The following is a 15,918-nucleotide window of genomic DNA, read 5'->3' as shown; positions in this document are numbered from 1 at the left end:
AGTTTCAATAATTTTAAAATTATTTTGCTCCTTCGGTGACTTATATTTTAGTTTATAAGTCTTTCCAGATTTCCATCAATTAACGATATGTTTGCCTGAAAGTTTCTTTAAAAATTTGGCTATTTTTAAATTGCTTCTTCGGCTCCTAAAATATTTAGGTCTCTCTCGCTAATCTCATTTGGTAAATATTTAATTTTGATATAATTGTATGAATTAACTTCAATAAAGTCAACTTTTTTTTTGATTTTTTTTGATTATTTTTTTAACAATAATATATTATTCTATTAATTTTTTTAACTAAAATCATTTATTGTTGTAAGTATTTTTAATTTTAAATTTTGATATATATAATTTTCATATTACAAAATTTTTTTTATATTTATAATTTAATTAATAAAGCTATTTATAAATATCCTATAATCTAATTTAAAATTCTCACAAAAAAAGAGTTATTTTAAAATAACTCTTTTTTACTATATACTAATTAGCATCAAAGTCCACATGTATTTTTCCTTGTGGAGTGTTTATATCTATGTATGATAAATTAAAGTTTTCATCCATTATATCTATTTGATATTCGAAGAAAACATCATCTTCTTTTTTAGACATAAATATATAACTTCCATTTTCTTTTTCTTCTATTTCATCACAGATTTCATCGTATATTTCTTCACCATTTACATTACCGTTATAACCAGCATTTTTTATTTTTTCTTCTATTAGTCTGTATATTTCTTCCATGTTGTACCTTCTTTCTTAATAATCCTTAAAATTAGTTTATTATTAATTTATTTATATTGTCAACTATTTTTTAAGTTAAAATACTAGTTTTTTAAATATCTGACATTTCTAAGTTCACAACATTTTCAATATCTAATATATGTAAATTTTCATCACACTTTTCATTTTCTACAACTCTTATCGGAAGATGTATTCTAAAAATAGTTCCTAAGTTTACTTTACTTTCTACTTCAATTTTACCGCCATGGATTTCGACAATATCTTTAACTATGCAAAGCCCGATTCCACTTCCTTCGCTTTTTCTTGTCATTAAGCTGTCTATCTGATAAAACATATAAAAAATCTTATTTATCTTATCTTCGGGTATTCCAACACCACTATCTTTTACTTCTATAACTACATTTTTATATTCTTTTTTTATATAAACATTTATATATCCCTTTAAATTTGTAAACTTTATAGCATTAGACAATAGATTTAAAATCACTCTTTGCATCTGAAGTTTGTCTATAGCTGTAATTATTTCTTCTTCATCTGTATCAAATATCATTTTTAAGCTTTTTTTATTTGCAAATTCTACTGATGATGTAAATATTTCTTCAACTACATCTACTATATTACAGTTTTGTAGTTTTAAATTAAACATACCTGACTCAACCTTGGTAATATCTATTATATTATTAGATATTTTTAGCAATCTGTATGAGTTTTGATTAATATTGTTTAATTTATTTATTGTATCTAACTTATTTATATTTTCATTCAATATATTTCTTTCTAATACTTTAGTTGTTCCTAGTATTATATTTATAGGTGTTCTTAACTCATGACTTAAATTTACTATAAAGTCAGTTTTCAATTTATCTCTTTCTTTTGCTTTATTATATTCTTCTTCTCTTTTCTTTCTATTTTTTTTACAGTTAGCTACATGGTTAAAGCATAAAACAATTGATATTATAATTAAAAATATAGCTATAATAATTAAATGTTTCATCCATATTGGAAGAAGCAATTGATAGTTTTTTTTATTAATTATTTTTGAATTTTCACTTATATTAAATGGATTTATATTGTATTCATAAACACTATTATAGTCAATATATTCCTTAGCTACTGGCTCTATTTCATATGGTATAGAATATATTGATTGACCATTTTTTATTTTTAAAATCATCTCTCCAATTATAGATGCATGTTCTTGACCTATATCTATGAATCCACCTAAAATACTTGAATTTATATATGTTTGGTCATTTGAATAAATTGGATTTTTACTATATTGTTTTATTATTTTTATAGTCTCATTTGGATTTAAATATTTTAAAGAAGACTTACATTGAAATTCACCAGCAATTATGTTTATAGAGTTAGCAAAAGTATCTATTTTTTTTAGATTTTCTATTACATCTTGTATATAATCACTTTGTATATGTCTTATATTAATTGTATTATTTGAGTATATTTTTATAGCATCATCAATTTCAGATCTTACTGACTTACAATATAAGGATTCCTCTGTTATAACATTTATATTTTTCACATCAGGATTTAATCTTTTTATCATTACTATTAAATTTTTGCTATCATCTGTGTGGTAAATTCCTGACATATACTGTTTTTCTTTTTTACAACATCGTTGCTTATTGTCTACTCCACTAAAAACTAAAGGTATTTTATAAAAGCTACTTTCTTTATTAAATATTTCTCCTTTGAAAGATTCGTATGCCTCATCATCTACAGTGTATATTGCATCTATGCTTCCTTTGTGATATTTTTTGTTAAGCATTTCTTTTAATGAATTTATATATTCTATATCGTTTTTATTTCTAAAATCTAAGTATTCAACATTAAAGTTTATATTATCTTCTTTATTTTTTTCCATATATTTTTTTATTCCATCTAATATATTAGATTCCCAATAATGCCCTTGATGATATGAATTTAATATAAGTACATTAAAACCTTCATGTTTATTATTATGCGAGTATATTTTCTGTACATACGAAAACGATATCATTGCGCATAAAATGATACCTAAAATATACTTTAACAGTTTTCCCCCCATATGTCATTTCTCCCCTATTTTGTTCCTATTACTATATTTTTACATTATTTTATGGTTTATAATATATATTTTACATTATTTTATAGTTTTTGTTAAGGAAAGTTATATATAATTTATTAAAGGTACAAATAAATCATATTTTTTATAATTTCAAAACTAACTATGTAATACTTATTTCGATATTTTTCTTAATATATAAAATCTTGAAATTATTAAAAAAATTTAACATTTTATTGAAAATATAACTTATTTTTACTACTATTTAAATTAAATAGGTTATATTTTTATCAACCTATATCAGTTTATCAATTACAATGGGGGTATTTTTATGAAAAAAGTATTTGACAGCTTAATATTTAAATTAGTATTAGCAGTTGTTATAGGTCTATTAATAGGTTTCTATGCGCCTGCTTCTTTTATGAATATTATAGTTACCTTAAAGTATATCTTAGGTCAAGTAATATTCTTTGCGGTTCCTTTAATAATTATCGGATTTATCGCACCTTCTATAGCCAAATTAAAGAGCAATGCTTCTAAATTATTAGGGTACGCTGTTGGGTTTGCTTATATATCATCAGTCGGTGCAGCTACATTTTCAGCTATATTCGGATATATGCTAATACCAAAATTGTCAATTCAATCTACTAATGAAGGTCTAAGACAATTACCAGAACTTATTTTTAAATTAGATATTCCTCAAATTATGCCTGTTATGAGCGCATTATTTTTATCTATAATTTTAGGACTTGCAATAACTTGGACAAAAGCTGATCTGTTTGAAAAATTATTAGATCAGTTCCAAAATATAGTTTTAAGTTTAGTTAATAGAGTGGTTATTCCTTTATTACCATATTTCATAGCTACAACTTTCGCATCTCTTGCTTATGAAGGTTCTATAACTAATCACTTACCTGTATTTATAAAAGTTATAGTTATAGTTTTAATTGGTCATTTTATATGGCTTGCATTGCTTTATGCAGTAGGCGGCGCTATATCTGGTAAAAACCCTATGGAAGTTTTAAAACATTATGGACCAGCTTACTTAACTGCTGTTGGAAGTATGTCCTCAGCTGCCACTCTTCCTGTAGCTTTAGAATGTGCTAAAAAATCTAAAGTACTAAGAAAAGATATTTTAAACTTCTCAGTTCCACTATGCTCTAATATACATCTTTGTGGATCTGTTTTAACAGAAGTATTCTTTGTTATGGTAGTTTCTCAAATATTATACGGTAAACTTCCAAGTGTATCATCTATGGTAGTATTTATAATTTTATTAGGTGTATTTGCTATAGGTGCACCTGGTGTCCCTGGAGGTACAGTAATGGCATCTCTAGGACTTATAACTAGTGTTTTAGCATTTAATGAAACAGGTACTGCTCTTATTTTAACTATATTTGCATTACAAGATAGTTTCGGTACAGCTTGTAACGTTACTGGCGATGGAGCATTAACACTTATGCTTACTGGTATAGCCGATAAGAAAAATATACAAAGTGAAGAAGAATCTGTGGAATTTTAATAAAAAAGCCTTTGGTGTTTATACCAAAGGCTTTTTATTTTATAATTTTTATTATATAAAAATAAAAACTCTTAGACATAATCTAAAAGTTTAATTGGTGAGCGCACAGGGATTCGAACCCCGGACACACGCCTTAGAAGGGCGTTGCTCTATCCAGCTGAGCTATGCACCCATATTTTTATGGAGCTAGTGATAGGAATCGAACCTACAACCTGCTGATTACAAGTCAGCTGCTCTACCGTTGAGCCACACTAGCATCTTGGCGGGAATAACAGGATTCGAACCTGTGACCCATTGATTAACAGTCAATTGCTCTACCAACTGAGCCATATTCCCACAATTGGCGGAGAGGGTGGGATTCGAACCCACGGTGCCGTTAAGCATCACTGGTTTTCAAGACCAGCTCCTTAAACCACTCGGACACCTCTCCGTACTTGGTGATCCATCCGCGACTCGAACGCGGGACACCCTGATTAAAAGTCAGGTGCTCTACCGACTGAGCTAATGGATCATAATATTAAATTGGTGAGCGCACAGGGATTCGAACCCCGGACACACGCCTTAGAAGGGCGTTGCTCTATCCAGCTGAGCTATGCACCCACATTTTTATGGAGCTAGTGATAGGAATCGAACCTACAACCTGCTGATTACAAGTCAGCTGCTCTACCGTTGAGCCACGCTAGCATTTTGGCGGGAATAACAGGACTCGAACCTGTGACCCATTGATTAACAGTCAATTGCTCTACCAACTGAGCCATATTCCCACAATTGGCGGAGAGGGTGGGATTCGAACCCACGGTGCCGTTAAGCATCACTGGTTTTCAAGACCAGCTCCTTAAACCACTCGGACACCTCTCCGTGCTTGGTGATCCATCCGCGACTCGAACGCGGGACACCCTGATTAAAAGTCAGGTGCTCTACCGACTGAGCTAATGGATCATAAATATTAAATTGGTGAGCGCACAGGGATTCGAACCCCGGACACACGCCTTAGAAGGGCGTTGCTCTATCCAGCTGAGCTATGCACCCACATTTTTATGGAGCTAGTGATAGGAATCGAACCTACAACCTGCTGATTACAAGTCAGCTGCTCTACCGTTGAGCCACGCTAGCATTTTGGCGGGAATAACAGGACTCGAACCTGTGACCCATTGATTAACAGTCAATTGCTCTACCAACTGAGCCATATTCCCACAATTGGCGGAGAGGGTGGGATTCGAACCCACGGTGCCGTTAAGCATCACTGGTTTTCAAGACCAGCTCCTTAAACCACTCGGACACCTCTCCGTACTTGGTGATCCATCCGCGACTCGAACGCGGGACACCCTGATTAAAAGTCAGGTGCTCTACCGACTGAGCTAATGGATCATTGTTTATTGTTTTGTTAAGTTCTCACTTGCAAAGACTATTATAGTTATATTTTTTAAATTCGTCAATACATTTTTTCATATTTTTTATATTTTTTTCATTTTTTTTCCTTAAATACCTTTATTTTTAATAATTTCAGCTTTTTAATTTTTTACAATTTTTTTATTTATATTCACTAATATTTAAAATTTATTTTAGCTTTATGTTTATTTTTAATCTTGCTTACCAAACTTATAACTAAAAGTTCCATCACACTTATTATAACTATAGTTCCTCCTGGAGCTAAATCAAAATAGAAAGAAATTATTACGCCTGATATTATGGCAACTTCTCCAAATAAAATCGAATAAAACATTGCGTTTTTAAAGCTTCTAGCTATTTGTATACTCGTTGCAACAGGTATAGCTATTAACGATGAAACTAATAATACACCAACTATTCTTAATGTTATTGTTATACTTGCAGCTACTAAAACCATAAAAATAGTATTTATAAATTTAACAGGTATTTTAGAGAATTTAGCATTATCTTCATCAAAAGTTATAAATAAAAGTTCTTTAAAAAATAATGCTATAAAGAATACTATAACCAAAGCGGTTAAAGTTATTATAACTATATCTTCTTTATTTACTGTAGCTATACTTCCATACATAAATGAAAACAAATCAAAGTTTACATTTGACATACTTATTAATATTCCTGATATACCTACACCTAAAGCCATGATTATGGCAATGGATAAATCTGCATATTCCTTTAAATTCGTTCTTAATCGGTCTATTAAAATAGCGGCTAGACTTGATGCAATTAATGACCCTAAAATAGGATTTACACCAAATAATGTAGCACCACAGATTCCAGATAAAGCTATATGAGATAAACTATCTCCTATTAAAGATAACCTCTTAAACACTATAAACATTCCCATAAGAGGGCATATAAACCCTACTATAGCAGATGCAAATAATGCTCTTAACATAAAATCATATTGAAAAATTTCCAAACTACTTCCTCCCAAATTCTAATTACTAAAAAAATCTAACATCATATTTTTACTTATATCACTTTTTGCATTTTGTATAAACTTTATATTGTGATTTTTAATTAATACAAGATTCTTTACTTCTTCTTTAACAATAAATAAATCATGTGAAACTATAACTATTGTAAGATTCAACTTTTCATTTAATTCCTTTAATAGCTTATAAAATTCTCGCTGCCCATTTATATCAATACCTACTGTTGGTTCATCTAAAAATAACATTTTAGGTGATTTCATTAGTTCTCTAGCTATAAATACTTTTTGCTGTTGCCCTCCTGATAAACTTCCTATAAGTTTATCTTTGTATTCATAAACTCCAACTAGCTTTAAAACGTCATCAACTTCTTCTAAATGTTTCTTTTTTATACGTTTAAATAATCCTATTTTTGAAACTAAATTCATTGCTACAACTTCTCTTACTGTAACAGGAAAAGATGATGAAAATGAATTTGACTTTTGATTTACATATCCTATTTCTTCCCAGCTATTAAATGCATTTATATCCGTTCCAAATATTTTTATTTTACCTTTTACTGATTTTATTTCATTTATCATAAGTTTTAATAATGTGCTTTTTCCAGCCCCATTTTGGCCTATTATTCCAACATAATCTCCCTTATGTATCTCTAAATTAATATCTTCAAGTATGGGCTTTTCATCATAACCAAAACTTACGTGTTCAAATTTAATTACATTTTCCATATTTACTCCCTACTTTAAAATCAATTTTAATGTATCTAAGTTCTTATTCATTAATGATATATAATCTTCATCATTATCAAAATCTTGTTTTGTAACTCCATCTATGGAGTATAGTATTTCTGTTTTTATATTTGCTTCATTAGCTATAGTCTGAGCTACTTTAGGATTTACAAGACCATCAAATAATATATACCCAATCTTATTTGTTTTTGCAAAATTTGAGATCTCGCTTACTTTACTAAGAGAAGGCTCTTGATTTGGAGTTATTCCTGTAACGGATATTTGTTCTATATTATATTTTTTACATAAATAACCATAAGCATCATGAGATACAATTATTTTATTGTTCTTTATAGTACTTAGCTCTGAATCATATTTGTCTTTTATCTTCTCTAAATTGTGCACATACTCATTGTAATTATTTTCATAGTAAGTCTTATTTTTTGAATCTACTTCTATTAAAGCATTTTTTATATTTTCGCATTCTTTTATAACTAAATCTACATCTAACCATACATGAGGATCATATTCACCATGATTATGATTATCGCTATCTTCTTCATGAGAATGATTGTGTGTTTCTTTATCATTATAGCTTAAAGGTTCTATTCCCTTTGTAGCTACTACTACCTTTAAATTCGATTCACTTTCAATTTTATCAGCAAAACTGTCAAGTCCTAATCCATTTTTAATAAGTAAATTTGCATCTTGAATATCTTTTAATCCTTTAGGAGTTATTTCATAATCGTGAGGCTCTGTTCCTGGAGGTATTATGTAATTTAAATCAATCTTATCTTTTCCTATATTTTTTGTAAAATCATAAATTGGAAATACTGTTGTATATACTGTTATTTTATCTTTACTTTCATCTATAGTTTCATTTTTTGAGCATCCAAAAACACTCATAGATATAAATAAACTCATTAATAGTAAATATACTTTTTTCATTTTTATTATCCTTTCTATTTATCTAAAATTTCTTTTTTAACTTAATTATGTCCCAATAATTTAATTAATAGACAAACTTTAATTTAAGTTTTTATTTGATAATGATTATCAATACACTTATTATCTTATTGAACAACATTTTTGTCAATAGTTTTTATAAATTTATATACATCAATATAATAATATGAAATTTTAACAAATCTAATAACCTTATCAAACATAATAATAATTTATATACAAAAAGAAGGTCTTTTCAGACCTTCTAATATAATAATCTTACTTAAATTTTCTTTTAATATTAATTCTTTACTAAATCATTCCCATAAGTTTTGGTATAAATAAACTTATTTCTGGTATGAATGTTACCAACATTAAAACTACTAATATACCTAGATAGAATGGTAACAAGTATTTTATTACATCTTCTATTTTAGTTTTACCAACTTTACACCCTATAAACAATGTGTTTCCAACTGGTGGCGTTATATTCCCTATACACAGGTTAAATATAAGCATTATACCAAATTGAACTGAATCCATACCAAAGTTTTTAGCTATTGGTAAAAATATTGGTGTAAATATTAATATCGCTGGCGTTAAGTCCATAAATGTACCAACTATTAATAATATTAAGTTCATTATTAATAATATCACAACCGGATTTGAAGATATTCCTAATAGTATTTCTGTTATTGCATTAGGTATATTTGTAAATGCCATAACCCAAGACATTATAGATGATACCCCTATTAAGAAAATTATTATACCTGTCATCTCAACTGTGTCTAATAATATTTTAGGTATATCCTTTAACTTTATAGATTTATAGAAGAAAAATGATAGTATAAAAGAATAGACAACTGCAACTGCTGCTCCTTCTGTAGCTGTAAATATACCGCCTACTATACCACCTATTATTACAAATATTAAAGCTAAACTAGGAAGCGCATCTATAAATATTTTTATAGCTTCTTTAAAACTTATATTATATTTAGATGAATATTTATATTTTTTTGCAAGTATAAATGCAACTATCATTACTGCTAGTCCCCATAATATACCTGGTATGTACCCTGCCATAAATAATGCAGCTACTGATGTCCCTCCACTTACTAGTGAATATATTATAAGTGAGTTGCTTGGAGGTATTAATAATCCTGTTGGTGCAGATGCTATGTTTACTGCTGCACTGTAATTTTTATTATATCCTTCTGATTCTTGAAGTGGCGACATTGTTCCACCAATAGCAGCAGCTGCTGCTACTGATGAGCCACTTACTGCTCCAAATAGCATATTTCCAACTACATTTGTATGAGCTAAAGACCCTGGTAATTTACCACTTAATACTTTTGCAAAATTTACTAATTTTAAAGCTATACCACCATTATTCATTATTATCCCTGCTAATACGAAAAATGGTATTGCTAATAATGAAAAACTACTTATTCCTGTAAATATTCTTTGTGCTCCAGTTAAAACTGCTACATCCCATGATAATGTAGTTAATATACCAAATATAGAAGCTATCCCTATTGTTATAGATATTGGTATACCTAATAAAAGTAATATCGGAAATACAATAGCTATAGCTGTACCTGCTTGAAATGCTAATTCCATAATCTTCTCTCCCTCAGATTAATTATTATTTAATAATTTTTTTGAATTTGCTACTTCTTGTTTCAAATCAAATAAATTTAATATATTATAGATTATTGTTATTATCCCTGATAACGGTAGTGCTAAATATATATATCCCATTTGAATTCCTAGTGCTGGTGATATCTGACCCATAGCTAGATTACTTATTTGTATTCCACCTAATACTAAAACTAATGCAGAAAATGCTAATACTACCAATTCTGTCATTATGCTTAATCCTAGCTTTACTTTATGACTTTTATTTTCAAGTTTTTGTCTAAAAAATACCATAGTCATATGATCTTTTTTTCCAAATACATAAGCTGATCCAAGTAATGCCATCCATACAAATGAATATATCAATAGATCTTCAGATACTGTACTTGGGTTATTTAGCACATAACGAGTGATTATTTGCCAAGTACCTAAAACTACCATAAATGCTAGTAGTGACATACATATGACTTCTATTGATTTATTTAATATAACTCTTAATTTATTCATCTTAATTCCTCCCTACTAGTATTTATTTACTTTCTTTTGATGCTTTTTCTTGTATCTTATCATATAAGGCTTTTATTGCTTCATTATCTTGAGTCATTTCCTTACGAAGTGGTAAAACCTTTTCTTTAAATGGCTCTATATCTGGATAATAGAAGTTAACTCCCATTTTTTTAGATTGTTCTACTGCTTCATTTACTTTATCTTCCCATGCATCAACTTCAAATTTATTAATTTCATCAACTGCCTCTAGTATTATATTTCTATGTTTCTCACTTAAGCTGTCTAATAGCTTAGCATTCATTATAAGTATATCTGGAATCATAGCATGTTGATTATATGAGTAGTGCTTAGCAACCTCTCCATGTTTATTGTTAGTTAAGGCTAGCTCATTATTTTCAGCTCCATCTATAACCTTTTGTTGTAAAGCTGTATAAACTTCACCAAAGCTCATAGGTGTAGCTGATCCGCCTAATAATTCCATCATTCTTATATTAGTCTGGCTTTGTTGAACCCTTATCTTCTTACCTTTTAAATCTTCTGGCTTCATTACTGGTTTATCTGTTGTATACATATTTCTTGAACCTGCGTCAAACCAAGTAAGGCCAACAAACCCAGATTCTCTAGTTGATTCATATATTTTGTCCATTATCTCATCATCATTCATTACAGAGTGATAATGTTCTTTACTGTCAAATAAATATGGAAGATTAAATACACTATAAGATTTATTAAAACTTTCAAGTAAGCTTATGCTACCAACCGCTATATCAATAGCACCTGTTTGAGTAAGCTCTACAGCTTCACGTTGACCTCCAAGTAATTCATTAGGGTATACTTGTATATCTATTTCCTTATTTGTTTTTTGTTCTACTATTTTTTCAAATTCTTTTAGTGCTAAATGTATTGGATGTTCCTCACCTTGATTGTGAGCAACCCTCATAACTTTTGCTTCATTATCTTTGCTTGAACTACATCCAACTACCGATAAGCTAGTTATAGTTGCGAGTAAAAGAGCTTTAATCCTCTTATTCATTTATAAATTCCCCCTAGGATTATTTTTGAAAATATTTTTTAGCATTGTTATAACATATATCTTCTACTATTTCACCTAATATATCTAAATCACATGGATACTCTCCATTTTCAACTAAAGTTCCTATATAGTTACAAAGTATTCTTCTAAAATACTCATGTCTTGTAAATGATAAAAAACTTCTTGAATCTGTAAGCATTCCTACAAATTTGCTAATAAGGCCTAGTTGAGATAGTGATATAAGTTGTCTTTCCATACCATCTTTTTGATCGTTAAACCACCATCCAGATCCAAATTGGACCTTTCCTGGAACTTGTCCACCTTGGAAGTTTCCTATCATAGTCCCTAAAACTTCATTATCTTTAGGATTTAGACAGTATAAAATAGTTTTCGGTAAATTATCTTCAACATCTAAACTATCTAATAGTTTAGATAAGGAGTAAGCGATTTCCCCATCATCAATACTATCAAATCCTGCATCTACTCCAACTAAATTAAACATTCTTGTGTTATTATTTCTAAGGGCACCTATATGAAGCTGCATCACCATATTTCTTTCACTATACATTTTTCCTAATTCTATCAAAGTAAATGTAGTGTATTTCTGAGCTTCTTTTGAATCTATTTCTTTACCCGCTAAAACTTTAACAAATATGTTTGAAACTTCCTCTTTTGTAGAAGGTTCAAAATAAACTCTTTCTAAACTATGGTCCGTTATATTACATCCATGGTCTACAAAGTAATTTAATCTTTTTTCTAATACTTTTGTTAATGTTTCATAATCTTTTATTTTTACACCTTCCGTTTTTCCTAATACTTCTATATAACCTTTAAAATCTTTGCTTTGTATTTTCAAAGCCTTATCTGGTCTAAATGTCGGTCTAACTTCACATTCAAAGTTTTTATCTTCACTTATAAGTTTGTGATATACTAAGTCATCTACTGGATCATCTGTTGTTCCAATATAAACAACATTAGACATTTTTATTAATTTTTTAGCAGTTAACTTATTCTCAACTATTTCTCTATTACATTTTTCCCATATATCTTTCGCTGTTTTTTCACTTAAAGTTTCATCAACATTGAAGTATCTTTTAAGTTCTAAATGTGACCAATGATATATAGGGTTACCAATTAAATATGGCATCATTTTTGCAAACTCATAGAATTTTTCAAAATCAGTTGCATTTCCAGTTATATATTTTTCATCTATTCCAAAACTTCTCATAGATCTCCATTTATAATGATCATGGTATAGCCACATTTGAGTTAAATTATCATATTTTTTATCTTGTGCTATTTCAACCGCCGGTAAGTGACAGTGATAATCAAATATCGGCATTTTTGAAGCATTATTATGATATAGGGTCTTAGCTGTCTCACTAGATAATATAAAATCATTGTCCATAAATTTTTTCATTGTATTCTCCTAAGCTATTTACTATCTTTTTTATATTAAATTTTAACATATTAAATTTTTTTCTCCAATATTTTTCATTTTTCTTCAATATTTTTCATTGTAAAGGAAGAGTTTCAAAATGTTTTATCATTTAATTCTAATTATATTTTTAATATACTTATTTTTTATAAATGATTTGTCTGCAAATGTAATAAATTGTATATAAATCTAGTAACTAAAATAAAATTCATTCTGAAACATCTTCATTTTTAGCTATTTATTCTTGTTTATAGCTTCTATCAATCCATTTATATAAACAGCACCTAATGCTCTATCATATAGCCCATATCCTGGTCTTCCAGTTTCACCCCATATCATCCTTCCATGATCCGGTCTGTATGGCCCTTTAAAATCATAATCACAGTATGCTTTTACTATTTCATAAAAGTCTAGCGAACCACATTCTGATAAATGAGCAACTTCATTAAAACTACTATCTCCAGTTATTAATACGTTTCTTAAATGAGCAAAGTTTATTCTATTTTTTTCTTTTCCAAAATATTTAACCATCTCTACAACATCATTAGTTTTTGTACATCCTAATGATCCTGTACATAGTGTTACTCCATTGTATTCACTATCATAAAGATTTATAAATCTTTCTAAGTTTTCAAAATTTGTTATTATTCTTGGAAGTCCAAATATTGACCATGGTGGATCATCCGGATGTATAGCCATTTTTACATTACTTTCTTCTGCTACTGGTATTATTTCTTTAATAAAATACTCTAGATTTTCCCATAGCTTTTCTTCATCAACATTTTTGTATTTATCAAGCAATGCACCTATTCCACCTTCTCCATATGATGTATCCCATCCTGGAAGTTCTAGTTCACCTAATGCTGGATCCATTTTCCTTACTGTTTCTTCATCATATATTAGACAAGTTGATCCATCTTCAAGTTCATAGTTAAGATCTGAACGAGTCCAGTCAAATACTGGCATAAAATTATAACATACTGTTTCTATTTTAGCTTTTCCTAAATTTCTTAAAGTTTCTTTATAGTTTTCTATATACCTCTCTCTTGTAGGTAATCCTAATTTTATATCTTCATGAACGGGCACACTTTCTATTACCGAAAGTTTTAATCCATTATCTTCTACAGTCTTTTTTAATTCTAATATTTTATCTAGTGGCCAAGCTTCTCCTACCGGTATATCATATATTGCGGTTACTATACCTTTCATTCCTGGTATTTGCTTAATGTACTCTATTTTTACAGAGTCATCTTGTCCATACCATCTAAACGTCATTTCCATATTTACATCCCCCAAATTATCTTTTTATATTTTGTAATCCTTCTTCTATCAAACTTGACACACTTTTTCTGTCAACTAGGTTTATATCGCCTCTTATTGAATGTTTCAAAACACTTGCACAAGTTCCAAATTCTACAGTTTCTCTAGAGTTTAAATTATCTAATATTCCATGAAGTATTCCTGCCGTATAAGCATCTCCTCCACCAACTCTATCTAAAATGTCAAAATTGTATTCATTTGATACATGTAAATTTTCTTTATCAAATAAGTAACCTTTTAAAGAATTATTATTTATTGAATTTACACTTCTTTTTGTACATGCTGCATATTTTAAATTAGGATATTTTTTAAATAATTTTTCATATAAATCTTTTAGGCTTTCTTCATATCCTATTTTTTTTGATTCATATTTCAATATATTAGTCATATCTAAATTACCTAAAAACGCTATATCTACATAAGGAAGTATTTCCTCTAAAAACTCTTTAGCATTTTCTAAACTCCACAGCTTAGCCCTATAATTAGAATCCAAGGACACTAGTATATCAGTTTTTTTAGCAAACTTTGCTATATCTATAGTTAAATCATATAATTCCTTACTTAATGCTGGAGTTATTCCTGATAAATGCACTAATTTAACATCCTCTAGCATTTTTTCTATATCAAACTCATTTTTATTTGTCATAGATATAGATGAGTACTTTCTATCATATATGACTTCTGTGCTTCTAAGACCATGACCTATTTCTAAAAAATATATACCAAGTCTACCATCACCTTGTAATATATCACTTGTATCTACATTATAGCTCTTTAAATCCCTTATAACTTTATCTCCTAATGAATTGTTAGGTACCTTAGTTACATATTTGGTTTTATGGCCAAAATTAGCTAAGCTACAAACAACATTTGCCTCTCCACCACCGTAAGTTGCATCGAAAGAATTAACTTGCATAATCTTTTGATTATTAGAAGGTGTAAGTCTTAGCATTATTTCTCCAAAACCTAAAATATTATTATTTTTATTTGCTTCTAACATCTTTTATTTTCTCCACAAATTCTTTAGCTAGTTTTTCTATATCTTTTAAACTTCCTGCATTAAACAGTGAACTGCCTACTCCTACACAAGAAACTCCCATCTCAAACCATTTATCTATGTTATCTATACTAACGCCTCCTGTTGGCATTATTTCAGCTTGTGGTATTGGAGCTTTGATTGCTTTAACATACTTAGGTCCAAATACATCTCCTGGGAATAATTTAACCATTTTATTTCCATTTTCTATGGCATTCATTATTTCACTAACTGTCATGCATCCAGGAAGATAAAGAGTATCTAATCTTTTACAAACTTCATTTACTTCTTTATTGTATCCTGGACTTACTACATATGTAGCCCCTGCTAAGATTGCATCTTCTGCCATCTTTCCATTTAAAACACTTCCAACTCCTAGTATTAACTTTTCATTATCCATTAACTCATTTATTAATTCAACAACATCAGGAATTGAGTAAGTTAATTCTACTGCCTTTATTCCACCATTTAAGCAAGCATTTATATATCCTTTTGCTTCATCATGGTCTTTTGCTCTTATTACAGCTACTATTCCTTCATTTTTTATAGTGTTTAACATAATAT

The 15,918-nt window shown here is 28.9% G+C and carries 13 protein-coding genes, 15 tRNA genes and 1 riboswitch; of the genes, 1 reads left to right on the top strand and 27 read right to left on the bottom strand.

Annotation, left to right across the window (positions count from 1 at the left end; all coding sequences use genetic code 11):
- Positions 1-73 precede the first annotated feature (73 nt).
- Positions 74-178, bottom strand: a riboswitch (glycine riboswitch).
- Between the two features lie 302 nt (positions 179-480).
- Together NWE74_RS00885 and NWE74_RS00880 are read right to left on the bottom strand one after the other, a co-directional pair.
- Positions 481-741 (bottom strand): hypothetical protein, encoded by a 261-nt coding sequence (locus NWE74_RS00885; RefSeq protein WP_258241361.1) that lies wholly within the window; start codon positions 739-741, stop codon positions 481-483.
- A gap of 91 nt (positions 742-832) precedes the next feature.
- Complete coding sequence (locus NWE74_RS00880; RefSeq protein WP_258241360.1) at positions 833-2,806, bottom strand: sensor histidine kinase; 1,974 nt, start codon at positions 2,804-2,806, stop codon at positions 833-835.
- A 328-nt stretch (positions 2,807-3,134) separates the two neighbouring features.
- On the opposite strand from NWE74_RS00880, the gene NWE74_RS00875 reads away from it, so the two are divergent.
- A complete protein-coding gene (locus NWE74_RS00875) occupies positions 3,135-4,325 on the top strand; it encodes a dicarboxylate/amino acid:cation symporter (protein WP_258241359.1) in 1,191 nt (396 codons plus the stop codon).
- Positions 4,326-4,420: 95 nt separating this feature from the next.
- Here NWE74_RS00875 and NWE74_RS00870 read toward each other — a convergent pair.
- From NWE74_RS00870 to NWE74_RS00750, 25 genes are all read right to left on the bottom strand, one after another.
- Positions 4,421-4,497, bottom strand: a tRNA-Arg gene (locus NWE74_RS00870).
- A 9-nt stretch (positions 4,498-4,506) separates the two neighbouring features.
- Positions 4,507-4,581 (bottom strand) — tRNA-Thr (locus NWE74_RS00865).
- 4 nt (positions 4,582-4,585) lie between these two features.
- A tRNA-Asn gene (locus NWE74_RS00860) sits at positions 4,586-4,661 on the bottom strand.
- Between the two features lie 5 nt (positions 4,662-4,666).
- Positions 4,667-4,755: transfer RNA gene (locus NWE74_RS00855), tRNA-Ser, on the bottom strand.
- Positions 4,756-4,760: 5 nt separating this feature from the next.
- A tRNA-Lys gene (locus NWE74_RS00850) sits at positions 4,761-4,836 on the bottom strand.
- Positions 4,837-4,848: 12 nt separating this feature from the next.
- Positions 4,849-4,925: transfer RNA gene (locus tag NWE74_RS00845), tRNA-Arg, on the bottom strand.
- 9 nt (positions 4,926-4,934) lie between these two features.
- Positions 4,935-5,009, bottom strand: a tRNA-Thr gene (locus NWE74_RS00840).
- 4 nt (positions 5,010-5,013) lie between these two features.
- Positions 5,014-5,089 (bottom strand) — tRNA-Asn (locus NWE74_RS00835).
- A 5-nt stretch (positions 5,090-5,094) separates the two neighbouring features.
- Positions 5,095-5,183: transfer RNA gene (locus tag NWE74_RS00830), tRNA-Ser, on the bottom strand.
- A 5-nt stretch (positions 5,184-5,188) separates the two neighbouring features.
- Positions 5,189-5,264, bottom strand: a tRNA-Lys gene (locus NWE74_RS00825).
- Positions 5,265-5,277: 13 nt separating this feature from the next.
- Positions 5,278-5,354: transfer RNA gene (locus NWE74_RS00820), tRNA-Arg, on the bottom strand.
- Between the two features lie 9 nt (positions 5,355-5,363).
- Positions 5,364-5,438, bottom strand: a tRNA-Thr gene (locus NWE74_RS00815).
- 4 nt (positions 5,439-5,442) lie between these two features.
- Positions 5,443-5,518 (bottom strand) — tRNA-Asn (locus NWE74_RS00810).
- A gap of 5 nt (positions 5,519-5,523) precedes the next feature.
- Positions 5,524-5,612, bottom strand: a tRNA-Ser gene (locus tag NWE74_RS00805).
- Between the two features lie 5 nt (positions 5,613-5,617).
- Positions 5,618-5,693 (bottom strand) — tRNA-Lys (locus tag NWE74_RS00800).
- Positions 5,694-5,868: 175 nt separating this feature from the next.
- Positions 5,869-6,696 (bottom strand): metal ABC transporter permease, encoded by an 828-nt coding sequence (locus NWE74_RS00795; protein WP_258241358.1) that lies wholly within the window; start codon positions 6,694-6,696, stop codon positions 5,869-5,871.
- Between the two features lie 18 nt (positions 6,697-6,714).
- Positions 6,715-7,437: a metal ABC transporter ATP-binding protein gene (locus NWE74_RS00790; protein WP_258241357.1), complete on the bottom strand. Its 723-nt coding sequence runs from the start codon at positions 7,435-7,437 to the stop codon at positions 6,715-6,717.
- Positions 7,438-7,446: 9 nt separating this feature from the next.
- Positions 7,447-8,385 carry a metal ABC transporter solute-binding protein, Zn/Mn family gene (locus tag NWE74_RS00785; protein ID WP_258241356.1) on the bottom strand — a complete coding sequence of 313 codons (939 nt, stop codon included), beginning with the start codon at positions 8,383-8,385 and terminating at the stop codon, positions 7,447-7,449.
- Positions 8,386-8,694: 309 nt separating this feature from the next.
- Positions 8,695-10,002 (bottom strand): TRAP transporter large permease, encoded by a 1,308-nt coding sequence (locus NWE74_RS00780; RefSeq protein ID WP_258241355.1) that lies wholly within the window; start codon positions 10,000-10,002, stop codon positions 8,695-8,697.
- 18 nt (positions 10,003-10,020) lie between these two features.
- On the bottom strand, positions 10,021-10,527 hold the full coding sequence (locus NWE74_RS00775; protein ID WP_258241354.1) for a TRAP transporter small permease: 507 nt from the start codon (positions 10,525-10,527) through the stop codon (positions 10,021-10,023).
- Between the two features lie 22 nt (positions 10,528-10,549).
- On the bottom strand, positions 10,550-11,560 hold the full coding sequence (locus tag NWE74_RS00770; protein WP_258241353.1) for a TRAP transporter substrate-binding protein: 1,011 nt from the start codon (positions 11,558-11,560) through the stop codon (positions 10,550-10,552).
- Between the two features lie 19 nt (positions 11,561-11,579).
- Positions 11,580-12,980 carry a glucuronate isomerase gene (uxaC, locus tag NWE74_RS00765; RefSeq protein ID WP_258241352.1) on the bottom strand — a complete coding sequence of 467 codons (1,401 nt, stop codon included), beginning with the start codon at positions 12,978-12,980 and terminating at the stop codon, positions 11,580-11,582.
- A 252-nt stretch (positions 12,981-13,232) separates the two neighbouring features.
- Complete coding sequence (uxuA, locus tag NWE74_RS00760) at positions 13,233-14,279, bottom strand: mannonate dehydratase (protein ID WP_258241351.1); 1,047 nt, start codon at positions 14,277-14,279, stop codon at positions 13,233-13,235.
- A gap of 16 nt (positions 14,280-14,295) precedes the next feature.
- A complete protein-coding gene (locus NWE74_RS00755; protein ID WP_258241350.1) occupies positions 14,296-15,318 on the bottom strand; it encodes a sugar kinase in 1,023 nt (340 codons plus the stop codon).
- Positions 15,302-15,913, bottom strand: a complete 612-nt coding sequence (locus NWE74_RS00750) for a bifunctional 4-hydroxy-2-oxoglutarate aldolase/2-dehydro-3-deoxy-phosphogluconate aldolase (RefSeq protein ID WP_258241349.1) — start codon at positions 15,911-15,913, stop codon at positions 15,302-15,304. The genes NWE74_RS00755 and NWE74_RS00750 overlap by 17 nt, the downstream gene beginning before the upstream one ends.
- Between the last annotated feature and the right edge of the window lie 5 nt (positions 15,914-15,918).

Origin of the sequence: Romboutsia lituseburensis (assembly GCF_024723825.1) — a bacterium.
In the GTDB taxonomy this organism is placed as follows: domain Bacteria; phylum Bacillota; class Clostridia; order Peptostreptococcales; family Peptostreptococcaceae; genus Romboutsia_F; species Romboutsia_F lituseburensis_A.
The sequence above is the reverse complement of the archived record's forward strand: the minus strand, read 5'-3'. Positions and strand labels throughout refer to the sequence as shown.

Excerpts from the sequence above, each read along its gene's own strand:
- NWE74_RS00885 (WP_258241361.1), bottom strand. The coding sequence starts at position 741 with ATGGAAGAAATATACAGACTAATAGAAGAAAAAATAAAAAATGCTGGT.
- NWE74_RS00880 (WP_258241360.1), bottom strand. The coding sequence starts at position 2,806 with ATGGGGGGAAAACTGTTAAAGTATATTTTAGGTATCATTTTATGCGCA.
- NWE74_RS00875 (WP_258241359.1), top strand. The coding sequence starts at position 3,135 with ATGAAAAAAGTATTTGACAGCTTAATATTTAAATTAGTATTAGCAGTT.
- NWE74_RS00790 (WP_258241357.1), bottom strand. The coding sequence starts at position 7,437 with ATGGAAAATGTAATTAAATTTGAACACGTAAGTTTTGGTTATGATGAA.
- NWE74_RS00785 (WP_258241356.1), bottom strand. The coding sequence starts at position 8,385 with ATGAAAAAAGTATATTTACTATTAATGAGTTTATTTATATCTATGAGT.
- NWE74_RS00780 (WP_258241355.1), bottom strand. The coding sequence starts at position 10,002 with ATGGAATTAGCATTTCAAGCAGGTACAGCTATAGCTATTGTATTTCCG.
- NWE74_RS00775 (WP_258241354.1), bottom strand. The coding sequence starts at position 10,527 with ATGAATAAATTAAGAGTTATATTAAATAAATCAATAGAAGTCATATGT.
- NWE74_RS00770 (WP_258241353.1), bottom strand. The coding sequence starts at position 11,560 with ATGAATAAGAGGATTAAAGCTCTTTTACTCGCAACTATAACTAGCTTA.
- uxaC (WP_258241352.1), bottom strand. The coding sequence starts at position 12,980 with ATGAAAAAATTTATGGACAATGATTTTATATTATCTAGTGAGACAGCT.
- uxuA (WP_258241351.1), bottom strand. The coding sequence starts at position 14,279 with ATGGAAATGACGTTTAGATGGTATGGACAAGATGACTCTGTAAAAATA.
- NWE74_RS00755 (WP_258241350.1), bottom strand. The coding sequence starts at position 15,318 with ATGTTAGAAGCAAATAAAAATAATAATATTTTAGGTTTTGGAGAAATA.
- NWE74_RS00750 (WP_258241349.1), bottom strand. The coding sequence starts at position 15,913 with ATGTTAAACACTATAAAAAATGAAGGAATAGTAGCTGTAATAAGAGCA.